The organism is Brenneria goodwinii (assembly GCF_002291445.1).
Taxonomy (GTDB): domain Bacteria; phylum Pseudomonadota; class Gammaproteobacteria; order Enterobacterales; family Enterobacteriaceae; genus Brenneria; species Brenneria goodwinii.
Window position 1 is genome coordinate 4,494,102 of sequence record NZ_CP014137.1, and the last position, 17,191, is coordinate 4,511,292.

16 protein-coding genes are annotated in these 17,191 nt (G+C 46.0%); all 16 read right to left on the reverse strand.

The features are described from left to right. Positions 1-46: 46 nt before the first annotated feature. The 16 genes from coaD to envC all read right to left on the reverse strand — a co-directional run bounded on the left by coaD (position 47) and on the right by envC (position 17,186). A complete protein-coding gene (gene coaD / locus ACN28R_RS19905; RefSeq protein WP_095835304.1) occupies positions 47-532 on the reverse strand; it encodes a pantetheine-phosphate adenylyltransferase in 486 nt (161 codons plus the stop codon). A 37-nt stretch (positions 533-569) separates the two neighbouring features. Then, a complete protein-coding gene (waaA, locus tag ACN28R_RS19910; RefSeq protein WP_095835305.1) occupies positions 570-1,847 on the reverse strand; it encodes a lipid IV(A) 3-deoxy-D-manno-octulosonic acid transferase in 1,278 nt (425 codons plus the stop codon). A gap of 155 nt (positions 1,848-2,002) precedes the next feature. Further along, positions 2,003-2,746: a glycosyltransferase gene (locus tag ACN28R_RS19915; protein WP_095835306.1), complete on the reverse strand. Its 744-nt coding sequence runs from the start codon at positions 2,744-2,746 to the stop codon at positions 2,003-2,005. Between the two features lie 74 nt (positions 2,747-2,820). Then, positions 2,821-3,723, reverse strand: coding sequence for a glycosyltransferase family protein (locus ACN28R_RS19920; protein WP_095835307.1), 903 nt, complete (start codon positions 3,721-3,723; stop codon positions 2,821-2,823). Positions 3,724-3,745: 22 nt separating this feature from the next. Next, a complete protein-coding gene (locus ACN28R_RS19925) occupies positions 3,746-4,747 on the reverse strand; it encodes a glycosyltransferase family 8 protein (RefSeq protein WP_095835308.1) in 1,002 nt (333 codons plus the stop codon). Between the two features lie 16 nt (positions 4,748-4,763). Beyond that, a complete protein-coding gene (waaO, locus tag ACN28R_RS19930; protein ID WP_095835309.1) occupies positions 4,764-5,786 on the reverse strand; it encodes a lipopolysaccharide 3-alpha-galactosyltransferase in 1,023 nt (340 codons plus the stop codon). An 18-nt stretch (positions 5,787-5,804) separates the two neighbouring features. Then, positions 5,805-6,899 carry a lipopolysaccharide 1,6-galactosyltransferase gene (waaB, locus tag ACN28R_RS19935; protein WP_048637019.1) on the reverse strand — a complete coding sequence of 365 codons (1,095 nt, stop codon included), beginning with the start codon at positions 6,897-6,899 and terminating at the stop codon, positions 5,805-5,807. A gap of 20 nt (positions 6,900-6,919) precedes the next feature. Beyond that, positions 6,920-7,720, reverse strand: a complete 801-nt coding sequence (gene rfaP, locus ACN28R_RS19940) for a lipopolysaccharide core heptose(I) kinase RfaP (protein WP_048637020.1) — start codon at positions 7,718-7,720, stop codon at positions 6,920-6,922. Then, positions 7,717-8,838 (reverse strand): glycosyltransferase family 4 protein, encoded by a 1,122-nt coding sequence (locus ACN28R_RS19945; RefSeq protein ID WP_095835310.1) that lies wholly within the window; start codon positions 8,836-8,838, stop codon positions 7,717-7,719. Before ACN28R_RS19945 ends, rfaP begins: the two co-directional genes overlap by 4 nt. After that, positions 8,835-9,935 (reverse strand): lipopolysaccharide core heptosyltransferase RfaQ, encoded by a 1,101-nt coding sequence (rfaQ, locus tag ACN28R_RS19950; RefSeq protein ID WP_095835311.1) that lies wholly within the window; start codon positions 9,933-9,935, stop codon positions 8,835-8,837. Before rfaQ ends, ACN28R_RS19945 begins: the two co-directional genes overlap by 4 nt. 10 nt (positions 9,936-9,945) lie before the next feature. Further along, positions 9,946-11,028 (reverse strand): O-antigen ligase family protein, encoded by a 1,083-nt coding sequence (locus ACN28R_RS19955; protein WP_236840156.1) that lies wholly within the window; start codon positions 11,026-11,028, stop codon positions 9,946-9,948. Positions 11,029-11,647: 619 nt separating this feature from the next. Continuing rightward, complete coding sequence (gene rfaC / locus ACN28R_RS19960; RefSeq protein WP_095835313.1) at positions 11,648-12,634, reverse strand: lipopolysaccharide heptosyltransferase RfaC; 987 nt, start codon at positions 12,632-12,634, stop codon at positions 11,648-11,650. After that, entirely contained in the window at positions 12,631-13,683 is a 1,053-nt protein-coding gene (gene rfaF, locus ACN28R_RS19965) for an ADP-heptose--LPS heptosyltransferase RfaF (protein ID WP_095835314.1), read from the reverse strand. Before rfaF ends, rfaC begins: the two co-directional genes overlap by 4 nt. Before the next feature lie 146 nt (positions 13,684-13,829). Next, positions 13,830-14,762 (reverse strand): ADP-glyceromanno-heptose 6-epimerase, encoded by a 933-nt coding sequence (rfaD, locus tag ACN28R_RS19970; protein WP_048637026.1) that lies wholly within the window; start codon positions 14,760-14,762, stop codon positions 13,830-13,832. Positions 14,763-14,916: 154 nt separating this feature from the next. Then, positions 14,917-15,882, reverse strand: a complete 966-nt coding sequence (locus ACN28R_RS19975) for a divergent polysaccharide deacetylase family protein (protein ID WP_048637027.1) — start codon at positions 15,880-15,882, stop codon at positions 14,917-14,919. A gap of 2 nt (positions 15,883-15,884) precedes the next feature. Continuing rightward, positions 15,885-17,186 (reverse strand): murein hydrolase activator EnvC, encoded by a 1,302-nt coding sequence (gene envC / locus ACN28R_RS19980; protein WP_095835315.1) that lies wholly within the window; start codon positions 17,184-17,186, stop codon positions 15,885-15,887. Positions 17,187-17,191 lie beyond the last annotated feature (5 nt).

The window sequence follows — 17,191 nt, forward strand, 5'->3', positions numbered from 1 at the left end:
GGAATGGCGTCACCATTTGCATAACGGAATCATTGGGGACTGAGATTCAGGCCAAGGCCAGTTTCTTTTTCAGCGCGGCAGCTATGGATTTGGGGAGAAAATGTGAGACATCACCGCCGTGACGAGCGACTTCCTTAACCAGGGATGATGAAATAAAGGACCACTCTTCCGAAGGCATAAGAAACACGCTTTCTAATGTCGGCATCAGATGGTGGTTCATTTTTGCGAGTTGAAGCTCGTACTCAAAATCAGAAACCGCGCGCAGTCCGCGAACCAGAATGTTGGCTTTTTGGCGTTGCGCGAAATGCACCATCAGTTCGCTGAAGCCGATCACTTCCACGTTTGGCAAGTGTTGCGTGACCCCTTTCGCCAGCGTCACGCGTTCGTCGAGCGTAAATAACGTATTTTTGCTGGGGCTGGCGGCAATCGCCAGCACCAGATGGTCGAACATGTGCGATGCGCGGCTAAGCAGATCCAGATGACCATTGGTTAGCGGATCAAAAGTACCGGGGTAAATGGCTTTGGTTGTCATGATGCTCCTCTGCTTCTGTGCTCAATACCACGGTCAATTAGTGAGTCCGGGGCGGCAGATAGGGTTCCAGTAATGAGAGTAACTTCTGCAGAGCCCCTTGATTTTGATGCAATACCTCAACGGCATGTCGGCCATAATAGCGGCGGTAGTCTTCATCGGCGAGCAGATTTCCAACTTCTTTGATCAACGATGCGGTATCGGTAACCGTAATCAGTCCGTCTGCTTGCTCAAGTTTGTTGCAGATATCTTTGAAGTTAAAAGTATGCGGCCCCATCAGCACGGGAATGGCGTGAGCGGCGGCCTCAAGCGGATTGTGTCCGCCTCGCTCGACCAGGCTGCCGCCGACAAATGCCAGATCGGCGATGCCGTATAACAACATGAGTTCGCCCATGGTGTCGCCAACAATCACCTGCGTGCCGGCAGACGGTGGTTCGCCGCTGCTGCGCAAGATATAGCTGAACCCCTGATTTTGCGTCAGCGCTTGCGTCGTAGCGAAACGTTCCGGGTGCCGAGGCACCAGGATCAGCAGCAGCTCGGGAAAGCTAGCCAGCAACTGACGATGAGCGGCTAAAATAATGGCCTCTTCGCCTTCGTGAGTGCTGGTTGCGATCCAGACCGGCCGGTGCGGCGCCCACTGACTTCGCAACGTCACGGCGCGGGCAGCCAGTTCCGGGGTAACGGAAATATCAAACTTAAGGCTGCCGGTGATTGCCAAACTTGAACGTTTAAGACCGAGATCGATAAAACGTTCGCCGTCTTCCTGGTTTTGCGCCGCGACCAAAGTGATGCGCCGCAACATATGGCGGGTCAAACGCCCTATCTTTTTGTAGCCGGCGGCTGAGCGCGCTGACAGTCGAGCATTGGCGATCACCAAAGGAATTTTACGCTGGTGGAGTTCCGCAATCAGATTCGGCCATAGCTCGGTCTCCATGATGATGACGACCTTGGGGCGAACCTGGTTAAAGAAGCGCTTCAAGGCGCAGGGTAAATCATAGGGCAGATAGACATGATAAACCGAGTCGCCGAATGCCGAGCGTACGCGTTCAGACCCGGTTGGCGTCATGGTGGTCACGGTGATCGGCAGGTTAGGGTAGCGATGGCGTAATGCCCGAACCAGAGGGATCGCCGCCAGTGTTTCGCCCACGGAGACGGAATGCAGCATGATGCCATCGGGTTTTACTTTTTCCGCACAGAATCCATAGCGCTCGCTCCAGCGTCTGCGATATGCGGGGGCTTTGCGACCGCGTAGCCACAGCCGAATCCATATCAGTGGCTGGATAAGGTACAAAAGAACGGTGTAAAGGGTTTGTAGCATGCGTTTTACTATTTTTGTTGGTGTTGAACGTAATATTATATAGCTGTGATTATATTTTAACAATTCTATATGGTTTGACGTTTTTAAGTGGGTGTTCAATAAAACTTTTTTATTCTGTCACCAATAATGCTTCTTTACGATCTTTATTTGAGAAATTATAGGTATTCTTTATATTTATTGACATAGTCATCTAGCCCGGATTCTTGATATTTTAAGATATCTCTGTTTAGCTGCTCAAATTTTTTTGAATAATAAGGACCCGCGGCGTGGAAACATTTTATTTTTTTTATTATACCGAATTTTTTACCGCGTTTTTTCATGGTTTGACATAAGAAATTATCCTCTCCATTCTGAAAATTAAATTTATTAAATATCTTAAATAAGAAAGGTGTTATTTTTACATCCTCTTTTTTGAAGCATGAACACCATCCTCCCGTCGGACCATTTTCAATAATCATTCCATCGCGTTCTATCTCGGTATAATATTCGGCTCCAGGTTTTGCTCCGTCAGTATGTTCATTCTGGATAACGTTTAAAGCGAGATAGCCATATTCTGGGAAATTTTCCATGTAATCGTCGAATATAGTGTCTAAATTATCTGGGAATTCTAAAACATCATCATCAACTTCAACAATATATTCCGCATCAGCTTTTGAAAAAAGTGTTATATATCCATTAAGTCCAGTATTTCTCTTATTAAATATGGTCTTAATAGAAATGTCATTTTTTTCTCTTTGAAATTCGTTTATGATGTCTTTTGTGTTATCAGTAGATGCATTATCCAATATTATTATTTCACAATTATTTTTATTTTTAATTGCTGCATGTAATTTGGTAAGACATAATTCTAACATTTTGGATCTATTCCATGTTAGGATCACGAATGACATTTTTTTCATCTTTCCCTCTATAGATATATATGCTGTGGTTTCTGTTTTTGGGGGATTAAAAATTATAATGCGCTACTGTTTTTTTAATTAGAGTGCGTAGGGTTTATATTGTTATGTATTTCCAGTTCTGAACGAGGATGCGTATTTTTTAATGTGAATTTAATAAGATTTTTGGTTCTATAGAAACTGTTCTTACCTCTAAAAAAGTCCCTCATGCAAACCCAAAGGGTACTTGCTTTTGATTTTTTCTGATATTCATTGCGTATGAAAAATTTAAAATAAAACATTTCCATTAGTCGGAATTTATTCTTTGCCTCTTCCGGATTGAATATAGCGAATGAGTGATAAATCGTATTGGCACAGTATATATTGAATGGTTGCTGAGCGTCTGACATCATATTAATGATCCTGAATAAATCACTGTCAATACCATAAAACGCCAGTTTTTCTTCAAAAACGTAGCCTCGGAATACCTCAATTTTTTTTACAGCTTTTTGAGATATGGCGAGACCGGACATAATAGAGTCGATTTTTGTATTGACCTTACCTTCCTGGATCATAATTTTCGAGTCCCCATATAGATGAGGATCTGTTTGCATCATTACCCCATTTTTTTCAGCAATTATTTGAGGAGCTATAATTTCTGCATTACTATGGCTGTTTATATTTTGATAGTAATCGATAGGTAAGTGAGAGTCTTGATCTAGTATTGTGATAAAATCAAACGATTTATTTTTGATAAAAAAGTTATATATTTTAGATAATGATATATTTCGTATATCCTGATATATATTTACTTTTATTTTCTTGTCGTCACATAAAGAAAAGAAACTTAAAATATCTTTTTCGTTAAGAAAATACGGACCGTTATTCCAAATGCAGATTTCCAAATTTATCCCATCAAGATGGCAATTCTTGATACTCTGTAATGTTTCGGATTCTTCTATTTTTGAGTTGTAAATAATTACAACAGATGTTATTTTCATGTATTAATTACCGTAAATTGCATTAATTATTGTTGTTCTGTTTTTCAATAAGGTATTTTATTCTGCTAACGATTCCTTTTATATATTTTCTTTTTTTCATTTCATGTTTTGACTTTTTTTTCCATTGAAGTGGCGTTATAGGCTCAGCAAGGGGAATATCGCACCATGTTGATTGATTATAAGCCTGAGTGAAAAATAGCGTTGAAGGATATTGTCCCCATTCACTCCACGGCTTAGTCGTACCCACATAATGAATAAATACGCTTTCATCATTGATGATTTTTTTATAGGCTTGATGTGTCTTATCTTTCAGTTCGCTTTTAATGCTATAGATGCAATTGAATTTACGAGGCAGAATAATGGTCTTTTCGTGGAGAAGCACATTAAGCGCATCCTGATCGGGATATTTAAGTGCTGTATTTTCTTTTATAAATGATAATGTCTTTTGCGTTAATTGATTGAATTCCCAGTTTTTTAAATGGGTAAACATAACGCCTGAATTGAAATAATGCTCTTTAATATCCGGCCTTCCCAAGCGAATCGAGCATTGCTCCTGTGTTTCGCTAATGTCAGGAACGATCGCACAGATGGAGGATTTAAAGTCGAGTTGTTGCAATTCAGAAAGATTGCCTTTGCACATCACATCAGCGTCTAAATATAATAGGGTATCAATGGTATCACTTAAATAATCAAAAGCGATAAGCCTGAAGTAAGCTGAGCACGGCCATCTGTTTTGAGGAAGGTCGTCTAACTGTTTTATGTTTACTTTATATATATAGATATTGACGTGGAATTTGCTCGCCATAGACTTGAATCTATGGATGATATCATCATCAATATAGTCAGTAAAAAAGTGAAAGGATAAGTGTATTTTATTGTTAATGATTATCGATGTTGCAGAAATTGCTGCGCCGAAAATGAAGTTTTTATCTATACCATAAGCAATATTAAAAAAAACACTGTCAGTCTTATCACCTATGATTTCTATTGTTCTTTCGATGATCTTATCTTTATTAAAATACATTTTCTTCTCTTAAATGTTATCGTGTAAATAACTTCTTTATGAAGTATTTAAGGTAACTGATAAACGATGATATGATTCTTTTCTTATGGAAGTAATGTTTGGCGCAATATCTGAGTTGATTCGTTGATATCGCTTTTTCCAGAGGAACGCACTTCCATGGTGAGTTATCCTTGGCGATATAAAAATAACGTGAGCTTGGATATTCCGCCCATTCATGCCAAGGCTTAGTCGGTCCTATATAATGAATAAATATGGTGCTATTATTTATAGGATGAGGATAGGTCTCACCGGATTTACATTTCAATTCATAGTTGATGCTGAACTGAGTATTATATTTTTTATCAAGAAATAAAATATGGCCAGGGAGTAGAATATTCAAAATATCCTGATCGGGATAGGAAATCTTGCCGGCAATATCTTTATCTGTCAGCATGAGCATCGTTTTCTTAGTGATATCGTTCCTGTGCCAGTTATCTACATTAATCAACAAAAAACCAGAGTTAAAATAACCGTCTTTGATTGCGGGAGTTTCCAGTCGACGGGCGCTTTTTTCCCACCAGGCGCTCTCACCCTCAGTAACCGCAGCAACAATATAATTATCTATATCCAGCGTGGCTAACTGCTGGAGAGAACCGTTGCAGACTATATCCGAATCCAGGTAGACGATTTTATTTAGCTGATTATAAAAATAATCAATGGCAATAAAGCGAAAATAGATGGCGTATGACCAGTTCTTGGTGCTCGGGAGACGCTTCAACCAGCTGCAGTTAACGACATATAGTGTAATCGACGTATTATATTGCTTTGCCAGCGCGTTGAATCGATCTCGGTTTTCTTGATCAAGCGTGTCTGTAAATACATGAAAAACCATAGACCGATCGCTATTCTTTAGGAGAATAGACGCAATCGAAACCGCACAGCCAAATAAGAAGTTTTTATCCGTGCCGAAAGCAATATTCAAGGCATTATTATCAGGATGTGAAGGCGAAAATGAGAAACTGACGATTTCTGTAATCACATCATCTTTTTTGAAATACATAACGAGTCCAGCTTACGATTATCGGATAGTCCGATGGTGAATAACGGCATCGATGTTTTCTTTCATCGTCTGGTAGTACGTCGCGTCGTAAAAATGGTGTATGGAGGCTTTTATTTGTTCTGCTGTCGGCATGGGCTCCTGACTAACGATGGTTTGCAACGCATCGCGCAGAGAAACCGTCGAATTAGGCGGATAGAGTTGTCCGTTAATACCATTCCTGATGATATCTCCGGGGCCGGACGGGCAGTCGCTGCTGATGCAATAGATGCCGTACGACATGGCTTCAAGTAACGTCATCGGGAGCCCTTCAAAAGCGGAACTCATGATAAAAGCGGAGACATTTTTGATATTGTTTTGAATATAGTCCCATGGCGCCGCCTGCCACCCATGCCAGTGAACGCGATCATCAATCCCTAGCTCTCGAGCGTACGCTTTACAGAGGGATGCATCGGAACCATCGCCGATAAAATGGCACGCCCAATTGCCCGTCAGACCGGAAAGCGCGTCAAGCATGTCTTTCAAACGTTTCTGGCCTTCAAATTTCAGGCGTCCCACATAGATAAAGACGGCTTTTTCTGTACTGGCAGGACGAGGAATTATGCTGCTTTGCGGCGTTACCGGATTAAAAATCACGGAGATGCGTTCTTCCGGCACGCCTCGCTGGATTAACTGCTGTTTTATTCCAGAGCTAATTGCCAGGTGATAATCAGCATGAAGCACCTGCTCCGCGTGTTTTTTGTGATCGAGTGAATAATGCAGCCACGATATAAGTGGAATGGTTTTCTGGCTATGTCGGATGGCCTGCGAAGCGATGCGACAGGAGGGCGAGTCGAATGCGATCACCACATCTGGCTTATTTTGCTTGATATAGCGGGCCAGCGCGAACGTATGGCTGAGTCGTCTCAGGAAAGAAATTTTGATTCCCGAACGATGGCAGACGCTATGTTTTCCCTGTAACCAGGTTTTATCCATACGATCATCCCGGCACAGAAAGTACAGCGTGTAATCGTTTTGTGTTTCGCTGTCGCTTGCTAAAAAACCGGTCACTTTTTTAAGTACGGTTTCAATACCGCCAAACCCGGAAACGGCTTCTCCAACAAAAAGTATATTCATAAAGTTAATCTGGCCGTGAATTACAATGCCTTGCGTTCCGTTCTCTCGCGTATTTTCTCTGCTTTAATACCAGCTTCCTGAAACAAACGTTGTTCCTGTTGCAAGGTGGTACGTAGTGATTGATGATCAAAATAGATCGTTAAGAACCAAAGTAGATCGCTTCTCGTTAAACCGATATTCAGCGATGAAAAATAGAGACCGATCAGATCCTTATTACGCCAGCGCAGTGGAACTTTGCTGCGGATTTGCGCCCGATGTAAATCAATCACCGAAATTTTCAGCTGAGTATCCGTGGGGTGATAAGGAAGATGAAGCAGGAAGTGGCAAATATAGCAATCGCGATGATTGACGCCGCCCGCGTGCATCTTTCTGACCATTTCCGCGACCCGTTGAATAAGGCGCCGTTTTTCTTTCACCGACGGCGGTTTTTTCAGCCAGTTTGCACAGTAATCTTCCAGGCTGATCGCCGGGTTGAGATCTTCCGTGATAATAAAGGAGTGGCGACGCAATGGGTTTAAACCGCGTTGACCAAAGCCAACACCCCTCAGGGTATCGACGCCCAGTTCAGCCAAGCGGTGAATAGCATGCCATTCGCGATCGGCGCCCAATACCGGTAGCCTGAGTGAAATCAGGTTTTTAAGCGCTTCTTTCAGCGTGGTGCCGCGATGTATTTTAATAAAATAAGCGCTATCGCCCACGGTAAAACGCAGCGTCCGGCGGCTTTCAAGCGCACGAAATACGTCGCCGTCGAGTTTATCGACTTCTTTAAAGGGATCGCTGTTTTTCCATAAGGAAGCGAAGGGTTCTTTTAATTCAATCATTGTTGCTCACCTGTGATAAGCGCAGCCGCTTTTTCCGGCAAGCTGTATAAATCTTCGGTATCTGCAAAATGCCGGGCGTTGGCCGCCCACTGCGCGCGTTCGTCAGGATGAGTCAGCGCGTGTTGTAATGCATTATTCAGATCTGCCTGGTGATAAGGTTCTTTAATCACCGCCCCGGCATTTGCCTGATGAATATAAAAGGCATAGCCGCAGACCTCGGTGACAATAACCGGCAGTCCGGCGGTGAGCGCCTCAAGTAACACGATGCCTGCCGCTTCCTGATAGGCGGGATGGATCAGCACATCGGCCGCGGCCATAAAATCAGGGATATCGTTACGACCGGAAAAGAAACGGACCTGTGAACCGATACCCAGTTGGCTAGCGATTTTCTGATAGCGTTCCGGCTTGTCCTGGCCAACGACCAGGAAAACGGTCTGCTTTCTGTCTGCCGCCGGCAGGCTGGCGATGGCATGAAGGCTGCGTTCAACGCCTTTGCGCTTGAAGTCGGAACCCACTTGCAGCACAACCCGGTTATCGTCAGGGATCTGTTGCTCAAGCCTGAATTTGGCTCTAATTTGTTCTGAGCCGGGGCCGTATTTACGATCGGGCGAAATACCCGGCGGCAGAATAATGAAACGTTCGTCCTGAGTACCGTAATGCTTTTTGAAGTCGTCAATCTGACGATGGGTTAACATCAGCATTTTAGTATGGTTACTGTGTTCAAAAACGGCTTTTTCAAAAGCGGCATAATGTTTGTAACGCGCTGTCAGGCGATAGAGAAAACCTTTTTCCTGCGCAACCTTTTCGGCATAGCAAACATCGGCGGCGTAGTAAAAGTCCAGTCCCGGCATTTTGTTGAAGCCAATAACCCGGTCGACCGGATTCTGCCGCATATGCTGCCGTATCCACTGATAATATTCTTTATTGCGCGCATGATTGGTATGTTTGCGCACCGGAACCTGAATCAACTCAAAATCGTCAACCAGCGGACCTTCCCATGATTGGGTATACACGCGGATATGATGTCCGCGCGCCTGGCAGGCCATTGCTATGCGTAAAAAATCCCGCTGCAATCCGCCGAACGGGAAATATTTGTATAAACAGAATGCGAGGATCATAGTGGCGTCCCGGATTGGTATGTATTTATTTCAGGTTGGGATGTCGCCATATTTTTAGATAGCATCTTCATTGTTGCTTTAGTGACGTCTTTGGCTGGAATACAGGATAGGTATTTATATTGTCTGTCAAGGTCGCTGCGTTGCGGCATGGTCTGGTAATCTCCAGCCCAAATAATGATTTTATTATCACTCCAGGGACGCCAAAACTGATGATCCGTTGCGCCAAACAGGCACACTATCGGCGTTTCCAGCGCAGCAGCCATATGCATAGGGGCGGAATCAACGCCGATAAACAGTTCCGCGTGGTCTATCAACGCCGCCAACTGAGGGAAAGAGGTTTTCCCGGCGAAATCGGTTATGGGAGGAGACTGACACAGATCGGCAATAGATTTTATACATTGCTGATCTTCTTTACCCGGACCCGAAGTCAGAATAACGTTCCATCCGCAGGATTGGATATGATCGATAACTTCAGCAAATTTATCATTATCCCAACATTTAAATATCTGACGTGCCGTCGGTTGTATCACGACATATTTTTTATCGGCATTTAGCTGGATAAGATGGTTATGTATTTCCTCCCAGTGTCGAACATCATAGGCCATCACCGTTTTTGTTTTTAGCGTTGTTATATTCAGCGGCTTTAGTATGGAAAGCGTCTGTTCAACCACATGAGAGCCTGCCGGATTGATGATTTCATCGAAACAGCTTGTCCATAAAAGAGATTGGCGATGAGGAAATTTCAAGCTTATTTTTCTGGGGGATTTTGCAAATCGCAATAGTTGTGCAATAGGCCATTGATCCGTCAGGTTAATAATCAGGTCGTAATGATTTTTTCTAAGAGAAAAAATCAACTTTAAAATATTCTTAATGGCGCTAACTGTCGATTTTTCTTTCCTTTTTATGCCATATAGGTGATGAATATCTTTATTCTCGGATAAAATAGGAATGGTATCTTCATACAACAATACATCGATTTTAGCGTCCGGATAGTTGGCTTTCAGCGTGCTGATCAACGGTGTGGTGAGCAGCATATCGCCGTGGAATCTGAGCTTTGTAACCAAAATCCTTCGGTGATTTTGATAAAGAGTATCCACAACAATTCCTTTATTTCGAATCTGCGGTGCTAGTTAAGGATTTTTCATTTTTACTTTTCGCTAGCACAATGCTAAGGCAATAGGTAAGAATCCATACGATAGATATGTTTTTTTCATAAAAAATAACATCACTCAAACCATAAATCATTAGTGATAATGATAGTGATATAACGGCATAATCTTTAATAAAAAATAAAGAAACATAAATTAATGAAACATAAAATATAAATAAGGCAACGCCACCAAAAATGCCTTTCAGGGAGAGTGTTTCAATGAATTCATTATGCAAATGAACCTCGGTATATTGCGATGCACCAGATAATGAACTATCTTTTTCAGTCTGTTGTTGAATACTAATAGCTCTTGATTCAGCTGATTGTCCCCATGGCGCATCCAGAAAACTTACAATACCTGTTTTGTACATAGCAATACGCGCGCCAACAGATGAGTGGCTATCTGATGAGTCATATCTTTTCAGATCTGAAAACATATTATTTGCTCTGGTATTAATTGTATTATGGCATAAAATTAGACAGGTAATACTGACTATTACGAATTTTTTGATTAAGTTGAAATCTATTTTCTTTTCATTTTTAATGAAAGGGTATAGTAATATTATGTTTAACAAAGGAAATGCCAATATTGCTGCCCGAGTTTCCGTGAGAATTATTAAAATAAAAAAGATAGCATAATTCAGCAGGAAAAGGTTAACCCTTTTTGCTGTTTTCTTTAAAAGAGTAGCCTGTGCGATAACAATTCCGATAAACGTCATCATGTAACCAGACGTTGTTGGTATGCCATCAGATAGCGTGAATCTTCCATTATCAGGGGTAAAATAAAAGTAAAGTAATAATATACTAGGAACTATATGTATTGCAGTGAATAATGGCTTGGTTATTTTATTCTTTGTGGATAATTGAATTGCAAGAAGGATATACATTGAACCCAGAAGTAATATTTTATCTACATTGTAATAAGCGCGATATACTCCCGACACATCGCTGTTATCTACCCTGTACATTAATTCCCAAATAAAATTCACAGCACACAATAATAACATGCTTAATGTTATTATTGTGTTCTTTATATTCATGTCATTTTTTTTGATGACAAAAATCAAATATACTGTAACAATTATTCCGAGATTATTGAATATTTTCACGGATAGTCTTGAGTTAAATATCATGAGGCTTAATGCAATAACGAATCCTATGTATATAAGAGTGGGTAATATATTTTTTGAAGCATTGGGTTGAATGTTTATCATGTTTTTTTATACTAATTTCGTTATTTTTAGGGACGTGTAAAAGAGAGACTCTGTATTTAGTCATGGGTAATTTATATGGATGAATAAAGCTGTTATTTTAGTTGAGCGCTGTCGTATTCCTGATTAGCCACGCTACCGCCCCTGGCTCGACAGCTACCAGTGGACTGAAGGACGTTATCATTAGACGGCATCGTATCTTGTTATATGCCATTCTATCCTGTCATAGTACTAAAACGGGCTCCTCTTCTATCCTGATAACTCATTCAATTTACTACTCTATATGTGGTTATTGCGTGGGTATGTCTGTGATGAGACTGACCGCTAACACGTGGCATTAGCGAACAACCACGGAAAATGGCCTTCGATCACCCGGTAGACAAGGCGTAACTCAGAGCATCGTCTAAAAAATTAGTCATGTGTTTTATTCAAATCGCCGGGAACAGAATTACTCACCACCTGATGCCGTTAATTCTATCATTTTCTCTAATTTTCGACGGACTTCCTCGGCAGTAATTGTGCTCATTTGATGGGTTTCAGACAGTTCCGCAATCTGATTTTTCCCATATCCGCCGATCAACCCCGGATCGGTCGGGCCATACAGCGTGATATTGGGGCGATCCAACGCTGCGGTTAAGTGGCTTAAACCGGTATCGACGGAAACGACGGCTTTTGCGCCGGCCAATACTTCCGCTACCTGTTGCAGCGTAAGACGGGGCAATACTTCAACATGGGGAAATCCTTCAGCCAGACGCAAGGCGCGCTGATGTTCATGTTCGGCCCCCCAGGGAAGCTTAATGCGCAATCCGCTGGACTGTAGCTGGGCGATCAATTCCCGCCAGTGTGCTTCCGGCCAGTGTTTTTCGTCACGGGTGGTGGCATGAAGAAATACCAGGTATTGATTGGCGTCGGCGGGCAACTGTGAAAGAAAACGCTGCGCAATCGCGTAATCTCCCCTTTCTGCCGGTTTCCCATATTGCAGACTGGCGGCAAAAAGCTCGCGTACGCGTTCAACCGCATGTTGCTGACGGCTGACGCGATGGCGATAGTTATAGAACCAGCTCGCCAGAGGTTCACGCGCGCTTTTGCAATCCAACCCATGCTTTTTGCCACGGGCAAGGCGGGTAACCAGCGCGGCGCTTTTTATCAGCCCCTGAGCGTCAATCACCGCATCATAATGCTTTTCCCGCAGCAACTGCTTAAAACGCGCGCGTTCCTGTCGCGTTTGGGCGCTGAACCAGCTTTTTCTCCAGCGGCGGAGGGCCACGGGGATCACCCGGGACACCGCCGGATGCCAACTGGGTATTTGTGCGAATCCCTCTTCCACCACCCAGTCGAATTGAACGCCGGACAGCGCGTGCATGGCATCGGTCAACGCAGGTAACGTATGCAGGACATCCCCCATGGAGGATGTTTTGATGACCAATACCCTCATGCGTTTTCTCCCGGCGCGGTCAGGTATTTTTCCAGCGCATTAAAAACCTGTTCAGGCTGGATGTCGATCAGGCTTTGATGGTATCCCTGTTCGGCATCGCCTTTACGTATCCGGTGATAACCGCTAATTAAGCGAATAACCTCCGCCTGATGTGACAAGGGCGGGGTGAAATCGGGGCTGCTGGGGCCGTAGAGCGCAATCAGCGGACGGTTGAGCGCGGCGGCAACGTGCATTAAGCCCGAGTCATTACTCACTACCGCATGACAGGCGGCAATCAGTACGACGGCCTGCTCCAGCGATGTTTGTCCGGCCAGGTTGGCGCAATATTGTTGCTCATGCTCCGGCAATGCCGAGCGGATATCATCGCCTGCCGGGCGGTCGTTGGCGGAACCAAACAAGGCGACCTGATAACCCCGATCAATCAGCATGTGCGCCAGCGCGGCGTAGTGATAATGCGGCCAGCGTTTGGCCGGGCCGAATTCTGCGCCGGGGCAGAAACCAATAACCGGGCGCGGACTCTTCAGCTTAAAAGTCGCCGTCATTGCGGCCATTTCTTCATCGCCGACCTGTAGCTGAGGCCAGAGTATAGGCTGAGGAAGATCCTGCGCGCGGTGAATGCGGTTGCCATCGTAAGCCAGAGCGACATAGCGCTGCACCATCAGCGGGAAGGCGATTTTATCCAGCACGCGGATGTCATTCAGCAGTCCGTAGCGCATCTCTCCACGCCAGCCTGTTCGCTGTGGGATGCGGGCGAAAAAAGGCACCAGCGCCGATTTAAATGAGTTGGGTAAAACATAGGCGCGGTCATAGCGGCCGCCGCGCAGAGAAACCCCGAGACGGCGGCGTTCCCCTAGCGCCAGCGCGCCGTGGCCCAATGGCATCGCCAATGCCTGGTTGACTTCCGGCATACGGGCCAAAAGGGGACGGCACCACGCAGGCGCCATCACGTCAATGATTGCTTCCGGATGCTCGGCTTTTAGCGTGCGATACAGGCTGTGCGACATCATCATATCGCCAACCCAGGAAGGACCGATGACTACGATCTTCATGATATTGATTTCATACCGTTTATCTATTCCTTACGGCGCACGCCAATAATATACCCGCTATTTTTCCAGTTGCAGGCGTGTCGGCTGTCTTCCCGCATCTTGAAATCTATTGGGCGTATAGGCTGCACGGGGATAACGATACCGGATTAAGCGGTACGGTTTAGCCAGGCCATATATTCAGCGACGCCTTCGGCAACGGTTTTAAACGGCTTGTCGTAACCTGCCGCGCGCAGTTTAGTCAGGTCCGCCTGTGTATATGCCTGATAACGGCCTTTTAGCTTTTCTGGGAATTCAATATATTCCACGCTGCCTTTTTTGTGGAACGCCAGCGTGGCGTCGGCAACGGCCTGGAAAGATTCAGCCCGGCCGGTGCCGCAGTTGAAGATGCCGGACACGCCTTTTTGCCAAAACCACAGATTGACGGCCGCGACGTCGCCGACGTATATGAAGTCCCGTTTGAAGTTTTCGCTGCCGGCAAACAGTTTCGGATTTTCACCCTGATTGATCTGTCTGTTCAGGTGAAAGGCGACGCTGGCCATGCTGCCTTTGTGTCCCTCACGCGGGCCGTAGACGTTGAAATAGCGGAAGCCGCAAATTTGCGACTCGGCCTGCGGCAGAATTTCACGCACGTATTGGTCGAACAGGAATTTAGAGTAGCCATAGACGTTCAGCGGCTGCTCATACTTGCGCTCTTCAATGAAGTTATTGTCACGACCGCCATAGGTCGCGGCGGAAGAGGCGTACAGGAACGGGATATTGCGATCGAGGCAATAGTGCAGCACCTCTTTGGAGTATTGATAGTTGTTATCCATCATATACTTGCCATCCCACTCGGTGGTCGATGAGCAGGCGCCTTCGTGGAAAATGGCATCAATATCGCCCAGATTGTCACCCGCTATGATATTGGCGATGAAATCTTCTTTATCCATGTAGTCTGTAATATCCAGATCCACCAGATTGACGAATTTCGTTCCATCTTTCAGGTTATCGACAACCAGGATATCCCGATAGCCAATGTCATTGAGCGCTTTCACGATATTGCTGCCGATGAAACCGGCGCCGCCAGTAACGATAATCATGGGATCTACCCTTGTTAATCTTGCCGGTGAGGCACCACGCCTCACGCTGTCTATGACCGCTATAATAGCATTTCATTTTACCGCAAGCAGCCCGGCGTTTATTTCTCCGGGATTTCTGCGATCGAGAAAGAAAAATAACGCGGCGATTTACCGTTTAATGTGATTTTTCTGCGGGCGCGACCCAGGTTTGCCAGCGGCGTTTTACGAAGATGACGGCTGCGCTGTCATGGATGTCGTCGCTGAGCAATTTGAATATCGTCGCGCTCGTCACGGGTGCGGGCGGATGTTTCACCATGCACTGCTTTATACCGGGGAAGGGTTTGACGCCACGGACAGGCGGTTGTGGCTTCGTCGCTTTCGGCGTCTCCGGAACGGGTAATGGTTCGTAGTGCTGCGTCGGTTCATTCAACAACTGGCTGGGGCGCACTAAAACAATATCGGATCCCAGCGTGGGCAGCATTTGTTGCAATACTTTAATGGTCGACGGATGCGGGTGACCAATCGCAATGGCGGAGCCGCTGCGTCGCGCTATCTGCACGGCCCGGTTAAACTGCTGGCGGATATCGGCTTCATTCTGCGAGTCATCCAGAAAAACTTTCCGCTTGATGACTTTTACGCCGGTGCCGACGGCGGCCCGGCTGGCCTGGCTACTGCCGATCGTCATACTGTCGAGAAAATAGAGGTGGTAGGCGCTCAACGCCTGCATGACTTTTTGCATGCCGGGAAGGCTGGAGGTCATCGCGCTGCCCATATGGTTATTCAACCCGACGGCGTAAGGCACATTGTTGACTGATTGGCGAATGATGCGCTGAATTTCTTCACTGCTCATATCAGGATGCAGGGTATCGCGCTCCAGCGGCTGCTTGCTGAGCGGCGCCATCGGCAGGTGGATCAGCACTTCACGCCCTTGATTATGCGCTTTGGTCGCCATTTCCCGGGCATAAGGCGCGTTAGGCAAAACCGCCACCGAAATGGCCGTAGGCATATTTAAAACCTGATTCTCATTATGAGGACGATAGCCGAAGTCATCAATCACGATGGATAGCTTACCGGCCGAGATAAACGAAGACAGCGACAATAGGCTGAAAAATAAAAATATTTTTGGTTTTATATGATACAAGACTATCTTCCCAACCAAGGTTGTGGGTTTACCGCCTGCCCTTGGCGGCGAATTTCAAAATAGAGCGCAGGCTGGCTTTGCCCGCCGCTGTTGCCTACCAGCGCGATGGGTTCGCCCGCTTTAACCTGGGCGCCAACGGCAACCAGCGCGCTTTGATTGTAGCCGTATAAACTCATGTCGCCTTTACCGTGCTGAACGACCACGACCAGGCCGTAGCCTTGCAGCCAGTCAGCCATTAGAACGGTGCCGTCGGCGATGGCTTTCACTTCGGTTCCTTCCGGCGCGGCGATAACCATCCCTTTCCAGCGTAACTCGCCTTGCAGCGATTCGCCAAAACGATGCTCGATTCGGCCGCGAACCGGCCAGAAAGCCTGTGCGGCAGGGCGTCCCAAACCGCCGGTACGGGCCATCAGCGACTGTTCGCTTTCCGTTGGCTTATAGCTGCCGCCGCTACGTTTGGCCTGCTGCTCTTTGGCCCGGACCTTGGCCGCTTCCCGCGCTTCGCGTTCAGCCCTGGCCCTGGCTTCGCGCTCGGCACGGGCGATTTGATCGCGCAGCCGGGTTTCATTCTGACGTAATTCGGTGAGCAACCGCTGATCTTTTGCCAGCGAGCTTTCAAGCGTCGTCAGCGTTTGCTTGCGATCGGACTGCGCCTGTTCCAGCGCTTGCTGTTGCTGCTGCTGGTTGGACAACAGGGTTTTCTGCTGATTTTGTTTCTGCTCCAGCAACTGTTTCTGGCTGGCCAGTTCGGTGCGCGTTTGCTGTAACTCATTGATGGATTTCTGCCGCGCTTCGTTCAGATAGCCGAAATAGGCGAGGATACGCTCGCTGCGCTGGCTCTCTTCTCCGCTCAGAATCAGCTGCAGCGCGCTGTGTTGTCCTTGACGAAATGCGGCGTCAAGCTGGCGTGACAGCATGTCCTGCTGCGTTTTTTGCTGTGACTGTAATTTGGCAATGGAGGCGGCGAGCGCGCTCAACTCTTTATTTAAGCTCGACAGCGTATTGCGTGTTTCACGCAGCTGGCGGCTTGATTGAGCGATCGACTGCTCCTGTTTCTTCAACTGCTGGAGCAGTGCGCTACGCTGTTGCTGCTGTTGCTGAACGCTTTTTTCTTTTGCTGCGATATCCTGTTGCAGGTTTTTGAGCTGTTGCTGATTATCAGCGGCCAGGCTGATATCGGAAAATAGCAAAGCGCCGACGCACAACGCGCAGGCGCACCGGGTGAACCGTTTGCGTAACGCCGGAAATGGAACATGGGCGCGGCGGGCGGTTCTCAACTGAACAGATAACGCTTTTTTACTCATAGCGA